17 protein-coding genes are annotated in these 21,168 nt (G+C 41.7%); 12 read left to right on the forward strand and 5 right to left on the reverse strand.

Going from position 1 to position 21,168, the window contains the following annotated elements:
- The first annotated feature begins 3 nt into the window (after positions 1–3).
- The 8 genes from rimI (at position 4) to V7K76_RS31890 (ending at position 9,420) form a co-directional block, all read left to right on the forward strand.
- Positions 4–555, forward strand: a complete 552-nt coding sequence (gene rimI, locus V7K76_RS31855) for a ribosomal protein S18-alanine N-acetyltransferase (protein WP_334779186.1) — start codon at positions 4–6, stop codon at positions 553–555.
- 418 nt (positions 556–973) lie between these two features.
- A complete protein-coding gene (locus tag V7K76_RS31860; protein ID WP_069071487.1) occupies positions 974–3,442 on the forward strand; it encodes an ATP-dependent Clp protease ATP-binding subunit in 2,469 nt (822 codons plus the stop codon).
- Between the two features lie 166 nt (positions 3,443–3,608).
- Entirely contained in the window at positions 3,609–3,881 is a 273-nt protein-coding gene (locus V7K76_RS31865; protein ID WP_334779187.1) for a hypothetical protein, read from the forward strand.
- Between the two features lie 67 nt (positions 3,882–3,948).
- Positions 3,949–4,155, forward strand: coding sequence for a hypothetical protein (locus V7K76_RS31870; RefSeq protein WP_334779188.1), 207 nt, complete (start codon positions 3,949–3,951; stop codon positions 4,153–4,155).
- Complete coding sequence (locus V7K76_RS31875) at positions 4,155–4,424, forward strand: type II toxin-antitoxin system RelE/ParE family toxin (RefSeq protein ID WP_334779189.1); 270 nt, start codon at positions 4,155–4,157, stop codon at positions 4,422–4,424. Before V7K76_RS31870 ends, V7K76_RS31875 begins: the two co-directional genes overlap by 1 nt.
- 535 nt (positions 4,425–4,959) lie before the next feature.
- Positions 4,960–7,557: a UvrD-helicase domain-containing protein gene (locus V7K76_RS31880; RefSeq protein ID WP_334779190.1), complete on the forward strand. Its 2,598-nt coding sequence runs from the start codon at positions 4,960–4,962 to the stop codon at positions 7,555–7,557.
- 41 nt (positions 7,558–7,598) lie between these two features.
- Positions 7,599–8,150 carry a Uma2 family endonuclease gene (locus V7K76_RS31885; RefSeq protein ID WP_334951487.1) on the forward strand — a complete coding sequence of 184 codons (552 nt, stop codon included), beginning with the start codon at positions 7,599–7,601 and terminating at the stop codon, positions 8,148–8,150.
- A 610-nt stretch (positions 8,151–8,760) separates the two neighbouring features.
- Positions 8,761–9,420, forward strand: coding sequence for a pentapeptide repeat-containing protein (locus V7K76_RS31890; protein ID WP_334779192.1), 660 nt, complete (start codon positions 8,761–8,763; stop codon positions 9,418–9,420).
- Positions 9,421–9,591: 171 nt separating this feature from the next.
- Here the strand turns inward: V7K76_RS31890 and V7K76_RS31895 are convergent, their stop codons facing one another.
- The 3 genes from V7K76_RS31895 to fraC form a co-directional block, all read right to left on the reverse strand.
- A complete protein-coding gene (locus tag V7K76_RS31895) occupies positions 9,592–10,371 on the reverse strand; it encodes an ABC transporter permease (RefSeq protein ID WP_334951485.1) in 780 nt (259 codons plus the stop codon).
- Positions 10,372–10,497: 126 nt separating this feature from the next.
- Positions 10,498–11,520: a septal junction protein FraD gene (gene fraD, locus V7K76_RS31900; RefSeq protein ID WP_334779194.1), complete on the reverse strand. Its 1,023-nt coding sequence runs from the start codon at positions 11,518–11,520 to the stop codon at positions 10,498–10,500.
- A 64-nt stretch (positions 11,521–11,584) separates the two neighbouring features.
- A complete protein-coding gene (gene fraC, locus V7K76_RS31905) occupies positions 11,585–12,136 on the reverse strand; it encodes a filament integrity protein FraC (RefSeq protein WP_334779195.1) in 552 nt (183 codons plus the stop codon).
- A 237-nt stretch (positions 12,137–12,373) separates the two neighbouring features.
- On the opposite strand from fraC, the gene V7K76_RS31910 reads away from it, so the two are divergent.
- The 3 genes from V7K76_RS31910 (at position 12,374) to V7K76_RS31920 (ending at position 16,092) form a co-directional block, all read left to right on the forward strand.
- The gene (locus V7K76_RS31910; protein WP_292846879.1) at positions 12,374–13,510 is read left to right on the forward strand and encodes a cob(I)yrinic acid a,c-diamide adenosyltransferase; all 1,137 of its coding nucleotides are present in this window, start codon (positions 12,374–12,376) and stop codon (positions 13,508–13,510) included.
- Positions 13,511–13,758: 248 nt separating this feature from the next.
- A complete protein-coding gene (locus V7K76_RS31915) occupies positions 13,759–14,481 on the forward strand; it encodes a cyclase family protein (RefSeq protein ID WP_334779197.1) in 723 nt (240 codons plus the stop codon).
- Positions 14,482–14,595: 114 nt separating this feature from the next.
- Positions 14,596–16,092 carry an aldehyde dehydrogenase family protein gene (locus V7K76_RS31920; protein WP_334779198.1) on the forward strand — a complete coding sequence of 499 codons (1,497 nt, stop codon included), beginning with the start codon at positions 14,596–14,598 and terminating at the stop codon, positions 16,090–16,092.
- Positions 16,093–16,263: 171 nt separating this feature from the next.
- Here the strand turns inward: V7K76_RS31920 and V7K76_RS31925 are convergent, their stop codons facing one another.
- Complete coding sequence (locus V7K76_RS31925; RefSeq protein ID WP_334779199.1) at positions 16,264–16,728, reverse strand: cupin domain-containing protein; 465 nt, start codon at positions 16,726–16,728, stop codon at positions 16,264–16,266.
- 90 nt (positions 16,729–16,818) lie between these two features.
- Here V7K76_RS31925 and V7K76_RS31930 point away from each other — a divergent pair, with 90 nt between their 5' ends.
- A complete protein-coding gene (locus tag V7K76_RS31930; protein WP_334779200.1) occupies positions 16,819–17,529 on the forward strand; it encodes a TIGR04283 family arsenosugar biosynthesis glycosyltransferase in 711 nt (236 codons plus the stop codon).
- 60 nt (positions 17,530–17,589) lie between these two features.
- Here V7K76_RS31930 and hetF read toward each other — a convergent pair whose 3' ends face one another.
- Positions 17,590–20,115, reverse strand: a complete 2,526-nt coding sequence (hetF, locus tag V7K76_RS31935; protein ID WP_334779201.1) for a cell division protein HetF — start codon at positions 20,113–20,115, stop codon at positions 17,590–17,592.
- Positions 20,116–21,168: the final 1,053 nt, after the last annotated feature.

Below are 21,168 nucleotides of genomic sequence, written 5' to 3' on the forward strand. Positions count from 1 at the left end.
AATGTGATCTCATTAGACTTAGAAATTAAATTACTGACATTAGAAAATCTCAGTGCTATTCTGGAACTCGATCAAGCTTGTTTTGGTGGACTTTGGACTCTGGACGGCTACAAACGAGAATTGGATAGTCCCAACAGCGATTTACTCGGTTTATTTTCCCCGTCCTCCAGCACAAGTTTGCTAGGAATGGGTTGCTTTTGGTCAATTTTAGATGAAGCCCACATTACAATTTTGGCGGTTCATCCCGAATATCACCGTCAAGGAATGGGACAGGCTTTATTATATTCACTCATTAAGACAGCTTGCGATCGCAAAATGGAACGAGCTACCCTCGAAGTGCGAGCTTCCAACTTGGGGGCTATATCTTTATATCAAAAATTTGGCTTCAAAACAGCAGGGCGGCGGCGGCATTACTACCAAGATAACGATGAAGATGCTTTAATCCTGTGGCTGCCAGATTTACAACACCGCAAATTTAAAGCAACTTTAGACCAATGGTATTCCATTGTTAGCGATCGCCTAGACAAATCTTCTTGGCACTTGCTTTTTAAGTAGTTAGCCATTATTAATTTTGAATTATTGGGGCTTGCGATCGGCCTCAGCAAAAAAATGCAACTTTACTAAGCTATTTCAGATTTGAATTTATTATATTAAACCATTTGATTCATAAGAGTATAGTATATAAATTGTTTTTGCTTGATATTAAGAAATATATAGGTTATACATAAATGTTTGGGATTAAGTCAATAAACCCTTAATCTAAGCAGTCTGCTATTTGTAATAAATCCCAAAAAAGCTGGTGAACTAAAGCTCCTCAGTACACTAGCCAGATAAAGTAGTCAATAGTTAACAATTAGCCCATCAACTAAAGTCATAGCTTCAGGATGTCTATAATCTGTTATACAGGCATCCAAAAGCTTTGCCTGTGCTAAAATCAGCATACCGGCACGACCGCAGATGATGGGATAAAGCCATGTTTGAGCGCTTCACAGAAAAAGCCATTAAGGTAATCATGCTGGCCCAAGAAGAGGCCCGCCGTTTAGGTCACAACTTTGTCGGAACCGAGCAGATCCTCCTGGGTCTGATTGGCGAAGGCACTGGAGTGGCTGCGAAGGTGCTGAAATCAATGGGCGTCAATCTCAAAGATGCCCGAATCGAAGTTGAAAAAATTATAGGACGGGGATCAGGCTTTGTTGCCGTGGAAATTCCGTTTACGCCACGGGCAAAGCGAGTTTTAGAACTCTCCTTAGAAGAAGCACGCCAACTGGGGCATAACTACATTGGCACCGAGCATCTGCTGTTGGGCCTAATCCGCGAAGGGGAAGGCGTCGCAGCCAGGGTGCTAGAAAACCTCGGTGTGGATCTATCTAAGGTCAGAACCCAAGTCATCCGCATGTTGGGAGAAACTGCCGAAGTTTCACCAGGCGGTTCATCCGGGCGCACAAAAACCCCGACCCTGGATGAATTTGGCTCAAATCTGACCCAGATGGCAATCGATAATAAGCTCGATCCAGTGGTGGGACGCGCTAAGGAAATTGAGCGGGTGATTCAAATTTTGGGTCGCCGAACCAAAAATAACCCCGTGCTAATTGGGGAACCAGGGGTTGGTAAGACAGCGATCGCTGAAGGTTTAGCTTCACGCATTGCCACCAAAGATGTCCCTGATATCCTGGAAGATAAACGCGTCGTCACCTTGGATATTGGTTTGCTCGTAGCAGGAACCAAATATCGGGGTGAATTTGAAGAGCGTTTGAAAAAAATCATGGATGAAATCCGCTCGGCGGGTAATGTCATTCTCGTGATTGATGAGGTACACACCTTAATTGGTGCGGGTGCAGCCGAAGGTGCTATTGACGCAGCGAATATCCTCAAGCCAGCTTTGGCCAGAGGTGAGTTGCAGTGCATCGGTGCTACAACCCTAGATGAATACCGGAAGCACATCGAGCGAGATGCAGCCCTGGAGCGGCGTTTCCAGCCAGTGATGGTTGGCGAACCGACAGTTGATGAAACAATTGAAATTTTATATGGTCTGCGCGAACGCTACGAGCAACACCATAAACTGAAAATCTCCGACGAAGCATTAGTAGCGGCGGCGAAGTTATCAGATCGTTACATTAGCGATCGCTTCCTCCCAGATAAAGCCATCGACTTAGTTGATGAAGCTGGTTCTAGGGTGCGCTTGATTAACTCCCAACTGCCACCCGCAGCCAAAGAGTTAGACAAAGAACTGCGTCAGATATTAAAAGAAAAAGATGACGCGGTGCGCTCCCAAGACTTTGACAAAGCTGGAGAATTGCGCGATCGCGAAATGGAAATCAAAGCCGAAATCCGGGCGATCGCTCAAAGCAAGACCAATGCAACAGGCACAGAAGGTGAAGAACCTGTAGTTACAGAAGAAGACATTGCCCATATTGTCGCTTCCTGGACTGGAGTACCGGTGAACAAACTCACCGAATCTGAATCTGAAAAGCTGCTGCACATGGAAGATACCTTGCATCAGCGTTTAATTGGTCAAGATGAAGCTGTGAAAGCAGTTTCACGGGCAATTCGTCGCGCTCGTGTCGGTTTGAAAAATCCCAACCGACCCATAGCTAGCTTTGTCTTCTCTGGGCCGACTGGTGTAGGTAAAACCGAGTTGGCGAAATCCTTAGCTGCTTACTTCTTCGGTTCCGAAGAAGCGATGATCCGCTTAGACATGTCCGAATACATGGAGCGTCACACCGTCAGCAAGCTGATTGGTTCCCCTCCAGGTTATGTTGGCTATAACGAAGGTGGTCAGTTGACCGAAGCCGTGCGGCGGCGTCCTTACACCGTGGTGTTGTTCGACGAAATCGAAAAAGCCCACCCCGATGTCTTCAACATGCTGCTGCAAATTTTGGAAGACGGTCGGTTAACTGATGCCAAAGGTCGCACGGTAGACTTCAAGAACACCTTGCTGATTTTAACTTCCAATATTGGTTCTAAGGTAATTGAAAAAGGCGGTAGCGGTATCGGCTTTGAATTCTCCGAAGATGCCAGCGAGTCAACTTACAACCGGATTCGCTCTTTGGTCAACGAAGAACTCAAGCAGTACTTCCGTCCAGAGTTCCTCAACCGACTCGATGAAATTATCGTCTTCCGTCAGTTGAACAAGCCGGAAGTGACCCAAATCGCCGAAATTATGCTCAAGGAAGTATTTGGTCGTTTGACGGAAAAGGGTATCACCTTAGAAGTCACAGACCGCTTCAAGGATCGTTTAATCCAAGAAGGTTACAGTCCCAGCTACGGCGCAAGGCCATTACGTCGGGCAATTATGCGCCTGTTAGAAGATAGCCTAGCAGAAGAAATTCTGTCTGGTCGTATCAAAGATGGCGATACAGCCCTTGTTGATGTGGATGAAAATGGCATTGTCCAAGTTAGTTCTCAACAGCGTCGGGAATTGTTACCCCAAGGTGTTGAGTAAAATTTAGCGTTTGGGATTTAAATCTCAAATAGAAAATTAGCAAACGGTAGAGTATTTATTGCTCTACCGTTTTTTTCGGTCTGCGTTAGTATATCGTTCACTAAACCGCTTTGCATTATAGCTTAGTAGTAGAATTAGGATACAACATGAACAAAGGAGCAAGGACGTGCAAAGTATACTTTTAAGCAGCGAAGAAGTTGGACGACGTGCGAAAGAATTATATGAAAATAGCATTCGTCAACAAGTGGAACGAGAAGAAAACATTGGTAAAATGGTGATTATCGATATAGAAACAGGTGAATACGCAATTGATAAAACAGGCTTAGAATCGGCACGATATTTACGTAATAAAAACCCATTAGCTCGACTTTTTGGCATTCGCATTGGTTACAAAGTTGCTGTTTCCTTCTGTGGTTTTCTGGAGCGTGATTATCGGTGATTTCTGGCATAGCTTTATCGTTACCATGTTAGATTGATCTGATAAGTACTAAAAGGTGTTTCAATTTATGACCTTCAGTGATGTAGTTGAAGCAATTAAAAGTCTTTCCAGTGAAGAAAAGTTAGAAATTCAACTGTTATTGCAGCAATATCTACGGGAAGAAAGGCGTGAAGAAATTTATCAAAATTTTCAGGTGGCGCAAGTAGAACATCAAAATAGTGAACTAAAGTTTTCCTCAAATATCGATGAACTGAGACAACTGGTAGAAGAGTGATGTTAAAAGTAAGTTTCAACTCTTCATTTAAACGTGCTTTTAAAAAGCGAATTCAAAGGAATGTAGATTTAGAAGCACGGTTTTGGCAAAAGTTGGAGCAGTTTACAGCAGATCCATTTGAGCAGGGTTTGAAAACTCACAAATTGTCAGGTAAGCTTAAAGACTTATGGAGTTTTAGTACAGATTATGACGAAAGAGTAGTTTTTTACTTTACAAATGATGGGGATGCCGTGTTTATAGATATCGGTAGTCACGATGATGTTTACTAAATAAAATATATTAATAGGCAGATAAAAATCAATATTAAAAAAACGGTAGAAGACAAAACTTATCTACCGTTTTTTTGTTGTCTATCAATACGGCAAAAACACAAACAGCAGATGAATCTAACCTTATTCCTTCTATAAATTCTGCTTCCCTGTTAATTATGCTCTGTCTGCGGGAAAACTGAGAATAGGCGCTTAAGTCGCTGCAAGCAGTTGAGTAAGAGTAAAGCAGAGTATGGATAACAGTTTACAGATTGACAATGTTCAAAGCTTTGCAGAAGTAATAAGTAATAACGATAACCTTTGGAATTTTTTAGTTGGAAGAGAAGTTATAAATTTTTCGGGAATACGAGGAAGAATTATCTTATTGTGCGATAGAGGAAAAGGATCACAAATACGTGTAGATTTACGAATTACTGTAATAGACTCTGCTGGAGCTAGAGATTGTGTCAGATGCAAATTCTTCAGAATAGAAGAATTTCTTAGCGAATTCAATAAGATAGATCCGCCTTTTTGTTCTGAAGAAATTCTTCTATTAATGCAAGCGAAAAACCTAGAGAGAGAAAGATATAAAACAGAAATACGAAAGGAGGAAAAACGTGAATTAGAAAAACAGGAAGCAAAAAGAAAGGAAATAGCGAGACGAAGGGTAGAAAAGCAAGCTTTAGTTATGAGCTTAAAAGAACAATTTGAGCAAGATTTTCTCAATGCTGATAACTTATATCAAGCCCAATGTACTGAACACATATCATTTCAAGAGTACCAAGCTGAAAAGTTCAGCTATGTGCAATCTTGGGTAAAAGCTAACTTAAATACCTCACCTGACCTTGAGCAAGCAGCAGCAATTGGTGCTGTGGAAGGTCATATACAAGTAGTAGCACGGGCTGGAAGTGGCAAAACTTCAACATTGGTAAATCGAGCTTTATTTTTACAAAAACATTGCGGTGTTGCACCCAATGAAATATTACTTTTAGCTTTCAATCGCAAGGCGGCGGAAGAAATACGAGAGCGCCTTACTCTACAATTACAAAGCTCTATTCCTCATGTAATGACTTTCCATGCATTAGCTTATGCTTTAGTTCATCCAGAAAAAAGCATTCTTTTCAATGAACCAGATGGACAACAGAATAAAGCCAAAGCCTTACAGACTGTAATTGATGAGTATCGCCGCAATCAAGATGTTTATGAAAAAATTCGCGTTTTAATGATGGCGAACTTTCGTGAAGACTGGGAGCGCATTGCTTGGGGTGGTTATGATAAAAGTCCAGAAGAAATGTTGCGTTATCGTCGCTCATTGCCAAGAGAAGGGCTTGATGGAAACTACTACAAGTCTTTTGGTGAGAAAGTAATTGCAAATTTTTTATTAGAACACAACATTACATACAAATACGAGCGTAATTTTTGGTGGAATGAAATTAATTATCGCCCTGATTTTACGATTTTAACTGGAGAAAATCAGGGGATAGTTATTGAATATTTTGGACTAGAAGGCGATCCAGATTACGATATAATGTCAGAACAAAAGCGAGAATATTGGCAAAATCATCCTAACTGGCATTTTGTGGAATTATCCCCGACAAGCCTCAGATTTGAGGGAGTAGAAGATTTTTGTGCTTTACTTAAGCGATGTCTTGAAAGTTATGGGATGAAGTGCGATCGCTTGACTGAAGACGAAATTTGGACAAAAATTAGACTTAGAGCTATAGACCGTTTTACCAAAGTAGTAGAAGGATTTATCCAGCGTTGTCGCAAACTCTCCCTCACTTCAGAAAAATTAGCCTCTCTCGTTGATAATCATAAGTGTGCTAGTGATGTCGAGCAGCGCTTTTTGGAGCTTGCACAAAAGTTTTATCAGTCATATTTGCAACAGCTTAAGACAACAGGCGAGGATGATTTTGATGGACTAATGCAAAAAGCTGCCGTAGTTATCGCATCAGGACAAACTGTATTTCGTCGCAAATCTGGCACTGGCGATTTAAAGTGTCTTCGATACATACTGATTGATGAATATCAAGATTTTTCAGAACTTTTCCACCATTTAATAGAAGCAATTCGACAACAAAATCCTCAAGCACAATTTTTCTGTGTTGGTGATGACTGGCAAGCAATTAATGGTTTTGCTGGTTCTGACCTTCGCTTTTACCAGAATTTCGCCCAGTTTTTCCAAGCTTCGCAAAAACTCAATATAGCTACTAATTACCGTTCAGCTACTTCAATCGTTGATATCGGTAATACATTGATGCAGGGATTGGGTACTCCTGCACGCGCCCATAAAACTATGTTGGGAACGGTTGAAATTGCTGATATAGGACAATTTAATCCAACTCCCAAGGAGCAAGAAGATCATCCGGGAGACAACATAACACCTACTATATTACGCTTAGTAAACAAGATTATCAAAGATGGAAAAAATGTAGTTTTACTCAGCCGCAAGAATAGTTTACCTTGGGATGTAAATTATGGTAAGGGTACATCAAGAAATAGCTCACTCGACAGATTTCTAAAATTGGTGCATTCCTACCTTCCTGAAGAATCAAGAAATGCTGTAAGCATATCAACCTCTCACAAGTATAAAGGTCTTCAGAATGATGTAGTTATAATACTTGATGCTGTTCCTCGTTGTTACCCATTAATACACCCTGATTTGATGTTTAGCCGTGTTTTCGGTGATAGCATTGAGCAAGTAGTTGATGAGGAGCGTCGTCTTTTTTATGTTGCTTTAACTCGTGCAGTAGAGCATTTATTTATTCTCACAGAAACCAAAAATTTGTCACCTTTCCTTGAAGAATTAAAAAGTAGGAAAAGAATTAACTTACTTGATTGGTTAGATTATCCCCCTTTTGTTGGAAGCATACAGCGCATTACTGTTAAAGTGGGTAATCAAGCTGGAAAAGGTGGAAACGGAACTTACGCGATCAAACATTTACTTAACGCTGAAGGCTATAGCTGGAGGACAATTGAATGGTCAGCTTGGTGTTGTACGTATCCTGCACAGGATTTCTCAATCCAACAATATTTTGATAACGCTCAGTGGATTTCTCACGCTTATGGAATCGAGGTGCGGTTTTATGATGATTTAGAAAATATGTTGGCAAAGTATCTTGTTGATCAAGGGCAATACATTGCTGTCATTTAAAATGGGAGAATATCAAGAATCATTGGGAGGAATCAATCGTCATGAGTGTGATAGTTGCTAAGTGGACGATTGACGAATATCACCGGATGATTGACGCTGGCATTTTGAGCGATCGCAAAGTTGAACTACTCAAAGGAGAAATTGTCGAAATGTCACCAGAAGGAGAACCTCACGCTTATAGTAGTGGTGAAGCTGGTGACTATCTAGCAAAGTTATTGACTGGACGAGCTAAAATTCGTCATGCTAAACCAATTACCCTACCGAACAACTCTGAACCAGAACCAGATATTGCCATTGTTCAACCTTTAGGACGCGAGTATCGACAGCATCATCCATATCCAGAAAATATTTTCTGGTTGATTGAGTACTCTAACTCTAGTTTAGAAAAAGATTTAGAGACAAAAAGCAAAATCTATGCAGAAGCAGGTATTTTAGAATATTGGGTTGTCAATTTAAAAAAGTTACACCTGATAGTATTTCGAGAAGTCTTAGATGGAGAATACGCAACAAAACTGACATTAGCCGGGGGAACAATTCAACCGCTTGCATTCCCAAATGTTTTTGTTGCTGTGGAACAAATTATTAACAGCTAAGAGAATTTACAGCCTTTATCGAACAGAATTCAGGAGTCAGGAGCCAGAATTCAGCAATGTTTTCTGTGCGACTGGCGGATAGCGCAGCATTAGCGAGTCCGCGAGCGTCTTGATTCTGACCGGAGGCGGAGCATCTCTGGCTCCGCTCCTGAATGTCTATGTAAATCCAAGGTATACTTCGTAACTATTTATCAAGATGAATTTTTGTGTAAAGCAGTATTGTATTTGCAAATAAAATCACCTTATACTTAAATATAATTTTTAGCGATGGCTACGCCCGCCGCAGGCATCGCACTTTTTTTGAGTCGCCTAACAAAATCGCATTGCTCCCCGGTAGCCTTACTCAGGGGAGGTGTCGCAAGCGGTGGGGTTTTTCTATACATTTTCATACAGAATTGGTATGACTCCTGTTGTGTGAATATTTCCTGACTTATGTCAGCATTTTTTGTTTTAAAAACTATTAAAAAAGCGTATTTTCAGGTGATTGGCGATTTTTCGTCAATTTATTTTTGATTATTTACTGAGCTGATCTCCATTTGGGGTGTACTCTCAATATACGGTAACTATCACACTCGACCTTTGAGATAAATTACACCCAGAGGTGAATACCATGAATAATTATGCCCAACAAAAGGAATTGATATTAGATCAGATCACAAATAAATATTTTCAGCGTCGAGATTTCAGTGGATGTGACTTGAGTGGAATCGACCTAAAAGGAATTGATTTAAGTGGTATTAACTTTATCGGAGCAGATTTGCGCGGTGCCAATTTGTGTGGCTGTGTTCTGACTCGTGCTAATTTAAGTGGCGCAAATTTGATGCAAGCTAGCTTACGTGAAGCTAATTTGTATGAAGCATCTTTGTGTGAAGCCAATTTGACCAATGCTGATTTAAAAGGTGCAAATTTGTGCGGAACTTTTTTATGGCGCGTGAAATTTACAGCTAGTAATCTTTGGGGTGCTTCTTTGTGTGATGTAGATTTGAGAGAAGCAGACTTAAGTGAAGCCAAATTAATTGAAGCATCGCTGATTGAAGCTAATTTAAGTTTTGCAAATCTCGCAGGGGCAAATCTTGCAGGAGCAAAATTACTAGAAGCTAATTTGACTGAGGCTAATTTAACTGGTGCAGATTTGACATGGGCTAATTTAACCAAGGCAAACTTGAGTAAGGCAAACCTCTGGAAGACAAATCTGATTTATGCAAAATTCCGGGATACTATTATGCCTGATGGCACGATTGAGCAACCTCAGATAGTCATTAGTCATTAGTCATTAGTCATTAGACATCTCCGAAAAAGAATTGTTTTGACGTAGCAGTGCTACGTCTCTACAAGGGTTCTGGATAACGCATATTTAGTTTCTGGAGATGTCTATTGGTCATTGGTCGGGAGGGAAGAACTTTCTGCCTCTTTACAATGCCCCATGCCCCATGCCCAATACCTAAAATTCGCGTTGTGAAAAGATAAAAATAGCGATCGCTAACAACATGGCACTATAAAGTAAGCCATAGCCAGCATTCAGAATCAGTGTAGTTGTATCAGGTAGTGCTTGCAGACCATAAACGGCATCATTTTTCAAATCTAATCGAGATAAATCTGGCAAGATGAGAAATAAACCTTGAGTTAGACGTTCTATGCCAGGGTTGCGGCTAAGACGACCAAGTTGTACTAAATCTTGAGTAATATTGCCGATTAAATATACCGCAAAGGTTAAAACAGTCGCTAACACAGAAGCAGTAAAAACACCGAAGGTAATAGCCACAGCAGTGATTAATGACAACTGCAAAAATAAGAAAATTGCTGCAATTAAAATACTCGCCGTTGGATGAGGAATATTACCAAATTGCAGAAATACCAGATAAATTACTGTCATTATAGCGATCAATACAGCTAGTACTGCGGATAAACCCAAGTATTTGCCAACGATAATTTCGCTGCGACTGACAGGTTTAGCAATCAACACCAAGATAGTGCGCTTTTCAATTTCTTTATTAACTAGTCCCGTACCAATAAATATCGTAATAATTAACCCGATGGCATTCATCGCTGCCATCCCAAAGTCTAAAAACATTTTGCCTTCAGTCGTAGCTGCAAATTCAGGAAGGGCGCGGAAGGCAATGGCGAGTATTAGCGCATAAAAACCAATAATATATAGTATGCGATCGCGTACCACTTCCTGAAAAACATTCTTTGCCAACACAAAAATTCTGTTAATAGCCATTTGTCATTTGTCATTTGTTATTTGTCATTTGTTATTTGTCATTGGGAAGAGGTAGAGGAGCAGGTAGCGGAGGGAAAAGAGGTAATTATATTCTCCCCCTTGCTCCCTGCTCCTCTGCCCCACTTCTCACAGCTGCGGAAGTGGTGAACCAGGAATCAATTTACTGGCGACATCGCATTCAATGTCTGCAACTATAATCTTATTGCCTGAAGTGCTGGTTGCTGGAAGTTGTTTGATCCGACAAGATTTTTTCAAGTAATAGCCTCGTGGGTTAGAACTTGGGCCTGTCCAAATACTTAGTAAATCTAATATATATCCAGAGTTATTATTATCTACACGCGGTTCAACACGCCATAGTTTCCTTTCTTCATATTTACCCAGGTTTTTTTGAATTACTTCCCTACCCAGAATGACTACCCGATGTTCCCGATCTTTCTTAGGGATCAGCCATTTCTCTACTTCCGACCAAGGTCTTTTAGCTATTTCTTCTTCTACTAATGGTTGAAGTTTCTCTAGAATTATAGCGCCGTTTCGTGGGATTTTTACTGGTTCTTCTGTTCTGACAACAAAAGTACTACGTTTAAAAGTATCTGCCTGCAAACTAGGATATTGTTGTAACCAATTATCCATCACAAAATGAAACTGAATCCAGCAACTTAGCAGCATACTACTAGCAACTAAAATTATGATTCTTTGGCGGTCTTGTGGTTTAGGAATTCGAGCTTTTGCGTCGGTGTCATTTCCTTCAATAAATTCTGGTATTGCCGTAATTAGTGCTGAAAGTGTCGGCCAAAAAACAATTGTTCTTGACGTAATTACATCCTGTTGATTTCCAAAAGCAAAAACACTGACTAAGAATCCAGTGATGACTGCACCAACTGGCATAAAAGTACCAGGAACCCTTAAAGGATCTTCGGTTGTATACCAAGCTGTGCCAGCAATTAAAAATAACCAACCGAAAAAGGCAATGATATCTTTAATATAACCTGTGGCAAAATATGAGAGTCCCCAAGAAAAAACACTCATATAAATAAATGTCTGCCACGAATAAGCTTTGGGTGGGGCTAATACTTTCCGGACTCCCGCATAAAGCCCTTGCAAAAATTTAACAATTCCAAATGCATCTATAAGCTCAAGTAGCGTATTCATTTTATTCCCTATATCTGATTATTCAATCACTAATCTTCCTCTGAATTAAACAAGTAAATTCTTGCTATTTTGAACGAAATAATAAGATAATGGTTATAGCAGTGTAGCTCAGAGAATTGGCTATTAATATAGTAGTAACTAAATTAGTATTTTGAAAATTAACGCTGCTTAGACGAAGCCTTTGCTGCCTCTGAGATATTTTAGTTTCTTCTTCTTCTTTAGTTTCTTTTTTAGCAACTGGTTCATGTAATGATAATAGCAAAACTCTTAAAATGAAAAACTTCATCAAAAAAGTAGCAAAGAAAATTATACAGGCAGTTAATATAATTAAAGTTTGAGTACTTGGCAATTTAAAACTATTAAAAAGCATATAGTTAATTAATTCTGATTTAACCTGTATCGGCAACATTGGTTCCGATATGAAAAATATGAGCCAACCAATTACACTAGAAAACAGATTAATAGAAATGGCATAAAAAGTACTGGTTTTTTTGTCAAATTTGAGTCGAGAGTGTAAAACATAAGCTTCGATGGGGATGGCAATCATTACAAATAAAAGGTCAAACAAGATTCCACCAATGGGAAAAATCCTCGGAAGCATCCAATTTTCAGGCATAAATCGTCAAGGGTAAGGGTTAGCTGTAGAGAGTATAACTGGGATAGTGAGGGTAATGGGGGAAATTATCTCATTGTTTTTGTCCTCTACTAGGCTGGTGTGCGAGTATTCCATTATTAATATTTTTAATACATGGATTTAGCAATTGTACGGGCGAGCGAGAGAGATAGTTTCTCTACCTGAGAAGACAAGACGTTAGGTAAGATTAAAGACTGCCACGTTATAGCTTTTCGAGAAATGACAAGGAACGGTATTGGTATTCGCACGGCGCAAGTGCGTCAGGAACGGCTCGTTGGTCAAATTCACGTCTACGATGGCGTGGGTAAAGGTAAGTCCCAAGCGGCTTTAGGGGTGGTTTTGCGCTCTATTGGCTTGGGGATAAATACGCCTAGCAATTCTAACCGCGTTTTACTGTTGCGGTTTTTAAAAGGGCCAGAACGTGACTATGACGAAGATGGTGCGATCGCAGCTTTGCAACGCGGATTTCCCCATTTAATTGACCAGGTTCGCACGGGGAGAGCCGAATTTTTTGGCCATGATGAAATTACCATCTTTGATCGAGATGAGGCGACGCGGGGTTGGGATGTAGCCAAAGGTGCGATCGCTAGCGGCCTATATTCAGTTGTCGTCTTGGATGAAATTAATCCCGTTTTAGATTTAGGTTTGCTACCAGTAGATGAAGTGGTACGGACATTAAAATCTAAACCCCAAGAGTTAGAAATCATCGCCACTGGACGCGCTGCACCGCAAAAATTGCTTGATATTGCAGATTTGCACTCAGAAATGAAACCTCATCACCACCCAACAGCCAAAGCCCTCTTACTTGAAGGGATTGAAATTTATACTGGTGCTGGTAAAGGTAAGTCTACTAGTGCTTTGGGCAAAGCCTTGCAGGCCATTGGTAGGGGAATTAATCATCCAGGGTCTACCCGTGTGTTGATTATGCAGTGGCTTAAAGGTGGTAGTGGCTACACAGAAGACGCAGCGATCGCCGCTTTGCAGCAGTCATATCCAGAAGTGGTGGATCATCAGCGCTGCGGTGGAGATGCCATCGTCTGGCGAAATTCCCGGCAAGAATTAGATTATGTAGAAGCCGAACGGGGTTGGGAAATTGCGAAAGTTGCGATCGCCTCTGGATTGTATAAAACTATTATTCTCGATGAACTCAATCCCACCGTTGATTTAGAACTACTCCCCGTTGAACCCATTGTTCAAGCTTTACTCCGCAAACCCCGCGACACCGAAATCATCATCACTGGCCGCTGTCAAAATCCACCGGCGTACTTCGATTTGGCTAGCGTCCACTCAGAGGTTTATTGCCACAAACACTATGCTAATCAAGGTGTAGAACTTAAACGAGGCGTAGATTTTTAAGCATTGCATCGTAATTCGTAATTCGTAAATAGTACCTCGAAGCAAGTTCTGGCAGCATTGCGAAATGTACCAGAAGCCTATACCGTATTTGGTACTCCTTTCTCGGTGTAGGTAGTTCACTATAGGGACAGTCAAATCGATTTAAAAACGTTCTAATTGTAGTAATATCTTTGCGTAGGTGTAGCCCAAACCAGGCATCGCACCTGATTAAAAAAAATCCCTGAGTACAAATAAAATAGAAGGCTGGGATGATACAACCCCAAAGTCAAAATAGTATCACCTACACACGCGTTATCCACCTAAGTCATGTAATTGACGTAGATATTCCTCAATGGTCTGGAGATCCTACAGTAGAGTTTGAAACTGTGGCTGAACTAAATAATGATGGCTATTACCTGCGGCGTTTCTCCTTGGGGGAACATAGCGCTACCCATATCAACGCTCCTAACAGTTTTCATAGTTCTGCTCTGGGAATTGACCAATACCCCGCCCAGTCTTTAGTTGTACCTGCGGTGGTCATAAATATTTGCCAAGCCACAGCAGATAATTCTGATTATGCCCTAACTATTGCTGATGTTTTGGCTTGGGAAGAAGAACACGGTGAAATTTCTCCTGGCTGCGTAGTTTTACTGAATACTGGTTGGGAAAAAAAGTGGTTTGATAAAAGTGCATTTCTCAATCATGATGCTCAAGGGATTCCCCACTTTCCAGGATTTGGCAGCGATGCCACTCAATTTTTACTTGATGAACGGCAAATAATTGGGGTAGGAATTGATACTCATGGTGTAGACCCTGGACAGGATAACAGTTTTGCGATTAACCGCTTAGTTTTAGAACAACCGCGCATTGTGTTGGAGAATCTGACGAATTTGGATCAATTGCCACCTAAAGGTACTACTCTAGCGATCGCACCTCTAAGATTACGTGGTGGTTCTGGTTCTCCTGTGGGAGTATTGGCGTTAGTGCCTTAACTTTTATATCGATATTTGGCGATCGCGCCAATTTCCTAAACTTGAGGATAACCTAGAAAGCAAGCAAACTTAAATACACAAGTTTCAGTAGATCATCAGCCGGAGATTTTCAAAATGACAACTCCGCTATCTTGCCGCAATTATATAGACGGTCAATGGTTGAGTGCCAAAGAGGAAGCAACCCTAGAAAGTCGCAACCCTGCCGACAAAACCGAAGTCGTTGCCACATTTCCCCGTTCCCAAGTTCAGGATGTAGATACAGCAGTAGCCGCCGCCCGTAAAGCCTACCGTAGTTGGCGCACAGTCCCCGCCCCGGCGAGGGCAGAATACATTTTTCGCGTTGGGGAAATATTACTCCAGCATAAAGAAGAACTTGCCCAATTAATCAGTCGAGAAATGGGTAAACCCTTGACCGAAGCCAGGGGAGATGTCCAAGAAGGTATTGACTGCGCCTTTTACAGTGCTGGCGAAGGACGGCGACTATTTGGGCAAACCACACCCTCAGAAATGTCCAATAAATTCGCCATGACTGTGCGGATGCCCATCGGAGTCTGTGCCTTAATTACTCCCTGGAATTTCCCTGTGGCAATTCCTTGCTGGAAAGCTATGCCAGCCTTGGTGTGTGGCAATACAGTCATTCTCAAACCTGCTGAAGATACTTCTGCCTGTGCAACTAAATTGATTGAAATTTTTCAACAAGCAGGTTTACCACCAGGAGTAATTAACTTGGTGCATGGTGTGGGAGAAGAGGCGGGGAAAGCCTTAGTTGAGCATCCCCATGTAGATTTGGTATCCTTTACCGGTTCTTCAGAAACGGGTGCTTTTGTCGGCGCAACTTGCGGACGCACTCACAAGCGTGTCTGTTTAGAAATGGGTGGTAAAAACGCTCAAGTGGTGATGGAAGATGCCGATTTAGAACTTGCTCTCGATGGGGCAGTGTGGGGAGCATTTGGGACAACAGGGCAACGCTGTACAGCTACCAGTCGGCTGATTTTGCATCGTGATATCAAGGAAAAATTTACCGCGATGCTTTATGAGCGTACCAGTAAATTACGCTTGGGTGCTGGCACTGATCCGAATACAGATATTGGCCCAATAGTCAATGAAAAGCAACTCCAACAGGTGAGCAAATATTTAGATATCGCTCGTGAGGAAGGGGCAAAGGTTTTAATTGGTGGAGAAATTGCTAGTGAAGGCTCATTGAAAAACGGTTACTTCTTTCAACCAACTATTTTGGATGATGTAACTCCTGATATGCGAGTTGCTCGTGAAGAGATATTTGGGCCAGTGGTGGTATTGATTGAGGTTAGTTCCTTTGAGGATGCGATCGCAATTCTCAACGATAGCAATTATGGTCTTTCTTCTTCAGTTTACACCCGCGATATCAATCGGGCTTTTACTGCCATGCGCGACATCGAAGCAGGTATCACCTATATTAACGGCCCCACTATTGGCGCAGAGGTACACTTGCCCTTTGGTGGTGTGAAACAAACCGGTAACGGACACCGCGAAGCTGGAACTACTGCTTTGGATGTTTTCACAGAATGGAAAAGTGTCTATGTTGACTTCTCTGGAAGTTTGCAACGCGCTCAGATAGATAACCGCAGTTAATTATCTGCAAATACACTTGGGTTAAGGTTTTATTCTCCCTAACCCTCCTGAAATTTGAATCCCCTAATTGATTCTGAATCAATAGACATCTCCGAAAAAGAATGTAGAGACGTAGCATTGCTACGTCTCTACAAGGGTTCTGGATAACGAACATTTAATTTCTGGAGATGTCTAATAGGGTGTACCATCATGATGAATAAATTTTCTAGACTTGCCATCAGGGCTGGCTGCTGTTAGGAAATTTTTTATATCGGGGAAAGTAACTTGGTCATTGGGAGTACGATCTCCTATCTCCAGATAAATTGCAACAGAGGATGAGCGATTTACTAAATGATGTCCATTTGCCTCACCTGCGGGAAATCCTGCTGCTATTCCTGGCGTGAGAATTTCTGCACCTGCATCTGTAATTAATGTCAGTTCACCTTCCAAAACATAGATTAACTCATCTTGATGAGAATGCCAGTGTCTTAGAGCCGAATAACTTCCAGGCTCTAACTTCACTAAATTTACTCCAAAGTTTTTCAATCCGGCAAAGTTTCCTAACCGTTGTCGTATTCTTCCTGCAACTAATGCTTTGAACTCTTCAGGATAATTCGTGTTTCTTTCTGTAGGGACTTGTTGAGGATCGATAATCATAGAATTACCAATTAGATTTATTGTGGATTATGCCACAAAATTTAGAACAGGTATCTTAATTATTGATGCACCTTAGTCCTTTGAGAAATTATGAATCAGAATATTGTAAGTTACAGACTTTCTATTATTATTCCGGCTATTAATGAAGCGGTCAATATCAAAGAAGCAATTACAACCACCCAACCTAGTACAAATATAGAAATCATAGTAGTAGATGGTGGCTCAAAAGATAACACAGTAGAAATAGCCCAGTCTTTAGGTGTAAAAGTTATCTCATCCTTTCCCGGTCGTGCTGTGCAAATGAACGTGGGTGCTGTCGCAGCTAGCGGTGAAATTCTGTTATTTCTCCATGCAGATACTCGTTTGCCAACGGGGTTTGATGACATGATTCGCACAGCACTACAACAGCCGGGGACTGTGGCTGGTGCTTTTAAATTGCGGATTGATGCGTCACTTTTCAGTTTACGATGGGTAGAGTGGGGGGTAAATGTGCGATCGCATTTTTACCAAATGCCCTATGGCGACCAAGCAATTTTTTTAACAAAGGAAGTATTTCAGCAAATAGGCTGTTTTCCCGAATTGCCTATCATGGAAGACTTTGAACTTATGCGTCGTTTAAAAGGTATCGGACGCATTGTAATTATTCCTACACCAGTTGTCACCTCAGCCCGTAGATGGTTGCAAAAGGGAGTATTGAAAACGACGCTACTTAATCAATTAGTAATTACTGCTTATTTACTCGGCATTTCACCTGAGCGAATTCGTCGCTGGTATCGCCGAGAGAAATTTAAGAAGGGTTAAGAGAATGTTAGGACTAGTCCAGAATTCCCGAATTTAGCTATGCACATTCGGGGAATTATGTCAATTTACTTCACCTTTTTCTTGAAGGAGCGATCGCCAATCTTCAATCGCCTTCTCCGTCCACAACCAATTTTTAGCTAATTTATCTACCTGGAAATTTTCTCCATCGGACTTGAGAACCATTTGCCGCAACTTCATCGCTTCATTGAGATACTGTGTCTGCTTACCACTAGATTGACTAAGTGCAGATTTATACAATCCCAAAGCTAAACCAGCATAAGAAGTTAAAGCGTCTTGAGGCACTAACGTCTTTGTGGATGTCGAGTTTGTGTTCTGTTCTTTGAGAGCCAAATTCAAAGCCTTGAACCAAGAATCATTGGCTCGATTTAGATTGCCTTCTGTGTAGTAGGCAAATCCCAAAGCGTTATTATACAAAAGCGATTCGGGTTTAGCTTTGGCAGCAGTTTCCCAGTAACGACGGGCATCATCAATACTATAATTATTGTCTCCAGTTTGGATAGACTGCCACGCCAATCGTCCCTTGTAAAAGTTTACAGATGGATCGTCAGCTTGTTTACTGGGAATTAATTTCAGGGCAGTTTCAGCCGCAACCAGTGCGCCCCGATTGAGTAGTTCTTCTACAGCCAACAACCCACCTTGCAAGTCACCCTGGCTCAATTTTTCCGTAGCAGTAGCAGTGACAATTCCCGTGGCTGCTGTTTCTAAATCGATATTTTGTGGCTTTTGAATCGGTCGAGAATCAGGTAAAGACTGGGTAGGAATTGCTGGTATATTAGGCAGGGTTGCTTGGGGTCGATTTTGCCACCACCAATTGAAACCGATCGCAGCTGCTAACGCACTGATTCCCACAACACCCACAATCGGCCACAGCCTGCGGCGACGGGTACGATTTCTTGGTGCAAGTGGTTGCGGCGAAAAATTAGAATTTTGCCAATTTCCTTCCAGGTTCCCAGGAGTTGCAGGTGGCGGTGGTGGAACTTCTCCCCACAAATCTGCTTCCTCTTGCAAAGAAGTCGTTTCCTCTGAAATCTGGTTTTGGTGAAGACTATTTTCACGAAATTGTTGATCCGGTTCAATTGCAGCTTTTTGGTTATCTAGCTGACGAAACAAATCCGAAACGATCGCAGAATCTTCTTCATAACTTGGGTCATCATACTCAATTTCATCAACCAAATCGCCCCAAGTATCTTCACCCAGCCAGTCCAACCCAGAAGAGTCACGTGTCAAACCAGAAGGAATCATGTCTTCCATTCCTAAAGGTATCTCGCTATCATCAGCCATAGCAGAGTACATCATCGAAGTTGCCCCTAAAGGCGAACTATACTGATTCAGCGACTCCGTACTTGCGGATAACTCAGTTTCCTGACTCAGAAAACCGTCAAATTCTGGCTGGAGATATAAAATCGGTAATGCCCAGTACATCTGGTGAGAACCATAAGCAGAAATTAATCCTTGGCGCACCCGACTGACGCACAAATCTACTGGATATCCCTGACTCAAGTTGCGGTAAAACAATTGCGTAAGTGTCAACGCCACTTCATCAGGAATTCGTTCTGACATGGCCAAAACGCTTCTAATTCCCCGCTTCACCAGACTTTCTGCTAGGTTACGTTCGCCAGTATCTCCAGAAGGATTGGACGCAGGGGTGTATGCTCCTAAGCAGGAATTAAACACTGCCATTTGAATGTTATTGTTGACGAGCAAACCTGCCAAATCGTCCCCAGTCAAGATTTCCGTTAAGCCAGTTCTGCGACTAACAAGATAAATTTCTCCACCATTGGAGCCTAAGTTACTATGACCAGAGTAGTGTAGAACGTGGTATCTGCCTTGTTCTAGGGCTTGTGTCAGTTCTTCCCGTCCTGGTTGGTCTAATACAGTAAGTTCAATTTCTGGCAAACGATTGTTACCTTCAGCCAGCCGTGATGTTTGGCGCTGAAGTTCCGCCTGTAATTTAATCGCTTCCTGTTTTTGTAAATCAAGACGGACTTGATCTGAAGGAGAAGCAATTACCATCAATACTTTGACACCACCTTGTTCTAGTGGTGTGGGCATATTTTGCGTAGGCGTAGCCCCCCGCAGGGATCGCAAAGGAGAAGCCCCCGAAATTCCACTTTGGAAGCGAGAAAAAGCCACATAAGACCCAGTAGCCAGAGGGCGATCGCCTGCGTGCATCACTTCCCAAGGCAAACGAGCTAACCTAGTGTCTTTTAGTCCCAAACGTAAGCGTAGTACTTGTTGGTGGTTCTGGGCAATACCTTGGGCAGTAATCCAACTATCTCTGAGAGTACCTTGAAATAAGGCATTATAGAATTGTTGACCCAATGCCACCAAATTAACAGAGTTTCTGGCGATATCGCTTTCATGCCCGCCAGAAGTGAATGGATCTCCTTGTAAAACCGACTTCAACGGGTCATTCATCAAATGCCCAGCAGCCATCAACCAATCAGCTATAGGCCAAGTCACCAATTCTTCTGCCAATGGTACCCCAGGCGCGACTTGTTCCGTCCGCACCAAGTAGTCATTTTGCCCTACCGGGGTTACGGAAATATGGAATTCCTGGGTCACAACTTCTCCTGCTTGCCTCCTAAATCTGGTTTGAAACGCGAAAGTTTCAAGTCGATTTTTCGCTCCCTCTAATAACTTAGATGCATCCTACCCCTGAATGTTTCTAATTCAGTGCCATTTTGATTTTTCTGCCCTGACAACTTTATCCGGATCGGATTACTTGGGTCTAGAACACTTAATTGGTAGATGCACCTTGATCTTCAACTCCCCTAGTTGGCTAACACCCACTGGGGGTTTTTTTATTTTGGCAAACAACAGCAACTTCTGACGCAGATATTCTCTACCAGAAAATAGTGCTTAATCCTAGAATACTTGATTAGTAGATGGATGTCCCTTGATCTTTAACTCCCCTAACTCAGTTAATATTCACTGTTGTTTTTTTTGACACACGACAACAATCAATTTTCTAATAAATTTATCCGGAGTATGGCAGTTAAACCTAGAACATTTAAGTGGTAGATGCACCCTGATAACTAGCTCCCCTGGTTGGCTAACGCCCACTGGGGGTTTTTTTCTGAAGATTGAGTGCTATTCGTTAACCCTGACACACCCATTTTGTCAAGTAGCGCACTGATATTTAATTGGTAGGTTCTGTCCTGATAACTAACCCCTCTGAGGTTTTCTCTGACCGCCAAATAGTAAAAACTTCAACCTCTGCTAATTTATCCGGTAGCGACCCATTTACTTTAGAAAAGATTATTGGTAGATGCACCCTGATAACTCACTCCCCCGTAGGTTAACACCAACTGGGGTTTTTTTATTTAAAAAAATAACTGACCTTGATAACTAACTCACCTGTTGGCTAACACCCACTTGAGGTTCTTTCTCGTTTCGTAAGTGTAGCTGATCCTAGACATCACCATCAATCCTAATTTAGTTCATTTTCTCCGGAAGATACTAGCTGCCCCTAGAAAAGGTTATTGGTAGATGCACCCTGATAACTCACTCACCTGTAGGCTAACACCAACTGGGGTTTTTTTATTTAAAAAAATAACTGACCTTGATAACTAACTCACCTGTTGGCTAACACCCACTTGAGGTTCTTTCTCGTTT

Origin of the sequence: Nostoc sp. (genome assembly GCF_036917975.1) — a bacterium.
In the GTDB taxonomy this organism is placed as follows: Bacteria; Cyanobacteriota; Cyanobacteriia; order Cyanobacteriales; family Nostocaceae; genus Nostoc.

What these genes read in the sequence shown, in the direction of transcription:
- V7K76_RS31860 (WP_069071487.1), top strand. Translation starts at nt 974, where the DNA reads ATGTTTGAGCGCTTCACAGAAAAAGCCATTAAGGTAATCATGCTGGCC.
- V7K76_RS31870 (WP_334779188.1), top strand. Translation starts at nt 3,949, where the DNA reads ATGACCTTCAGTGATGTAGTTGAAGCAATTAAAAGTCTTTCCAGTGAA.
- V7K76_RS31875 (WP_334779189.1), top strand. Translation starts at nt 4,155, where the DNA reads ATGTTAAAAGTAAGTTTCAACTCTTCATTTAAACGTGCTTTTAAAAAG.
- V7K76_RS31880 (WP_334779190.1), top strand. Translation starts at nt 4,960, where the DNA reads ATGCAAGCGAAAAACCTAGAGAGAGAAAGATATAAAACAGAAATACGA.
- V7K76_RS31885 (WP_334951487.1), top strand. Translation starts at nt 7,599, where the DNA reads ATGAGTGTGATAGTTGCTAAGTGGACGATTGACGAATATCACCGGATG.
- V7K76_RS31890 (WP_334779192.1), top strand. Translation starts at nt 8,761, where the DNA reads ATGAATAATTATGCCCAACAAAAGGAATTGATATTAGATCAGATCACA.
- V7K76_RS31895 (WP_334951485.1), bottom strand. Translation starts at nt 10,371, where the DNA reads ATGGCTATTAACAGAATTTTTGTGTTGGCAAAGAATGTTTTTCAGGAA.
- fraD (WP_334779194.1), bottom strand. Translation starts at nt 11,520, where the DNA reads ATGAATACGCTACTTGAGCTTATAGATGCATTTGGAATTGTTAAATTT.
- fraC (WP_334779195.1), bottom strand. Translation starts at nt 12,136, where the DNA reads ATGCCTGAAAATTGGATGCTTCCGAGGATTTTTCCCATTGGTGGAATC.
- V7K76_RS31910 (WP_292846879.1), top strand. Translation starts at nt 12,374, where the DNA reads ATGACAAGGAACGGTATTGGTATTCGCACGGCGCAAGTGCGTCAGGAA.
- V7K76_RS31915 (WP_334779197.1), top strand. Translation starts at nt 13,759, where the DNA reads ATGATACAACCCCAAAGTCAAAATAGTATCACCTACACACGCGTTATC.
- V7K76_RS31920 (WP_334779198.1), top strand. Translation starts at nt 14,596, where the DNA reads ATGACAACTCCGCTATCTTGCCGCAATTATATAGACGGTCAATGGTTG.
- V7K76_RS31925 (WP_334779199.1), bottom strand. Translation starts at nt 16,728, where the DNA reads ATGATTATCGATCCTCAACAAGTCCCTACAGAAAGAAACACGAATTAT.
- V7K76_RS31930 (WP_334779200.1), top strand. Translation starts at nt 16,819, where the DNA reads ATGAATCAGAATATTGTAAGTTACAGACTTTCTATTATTATTCCGGCT.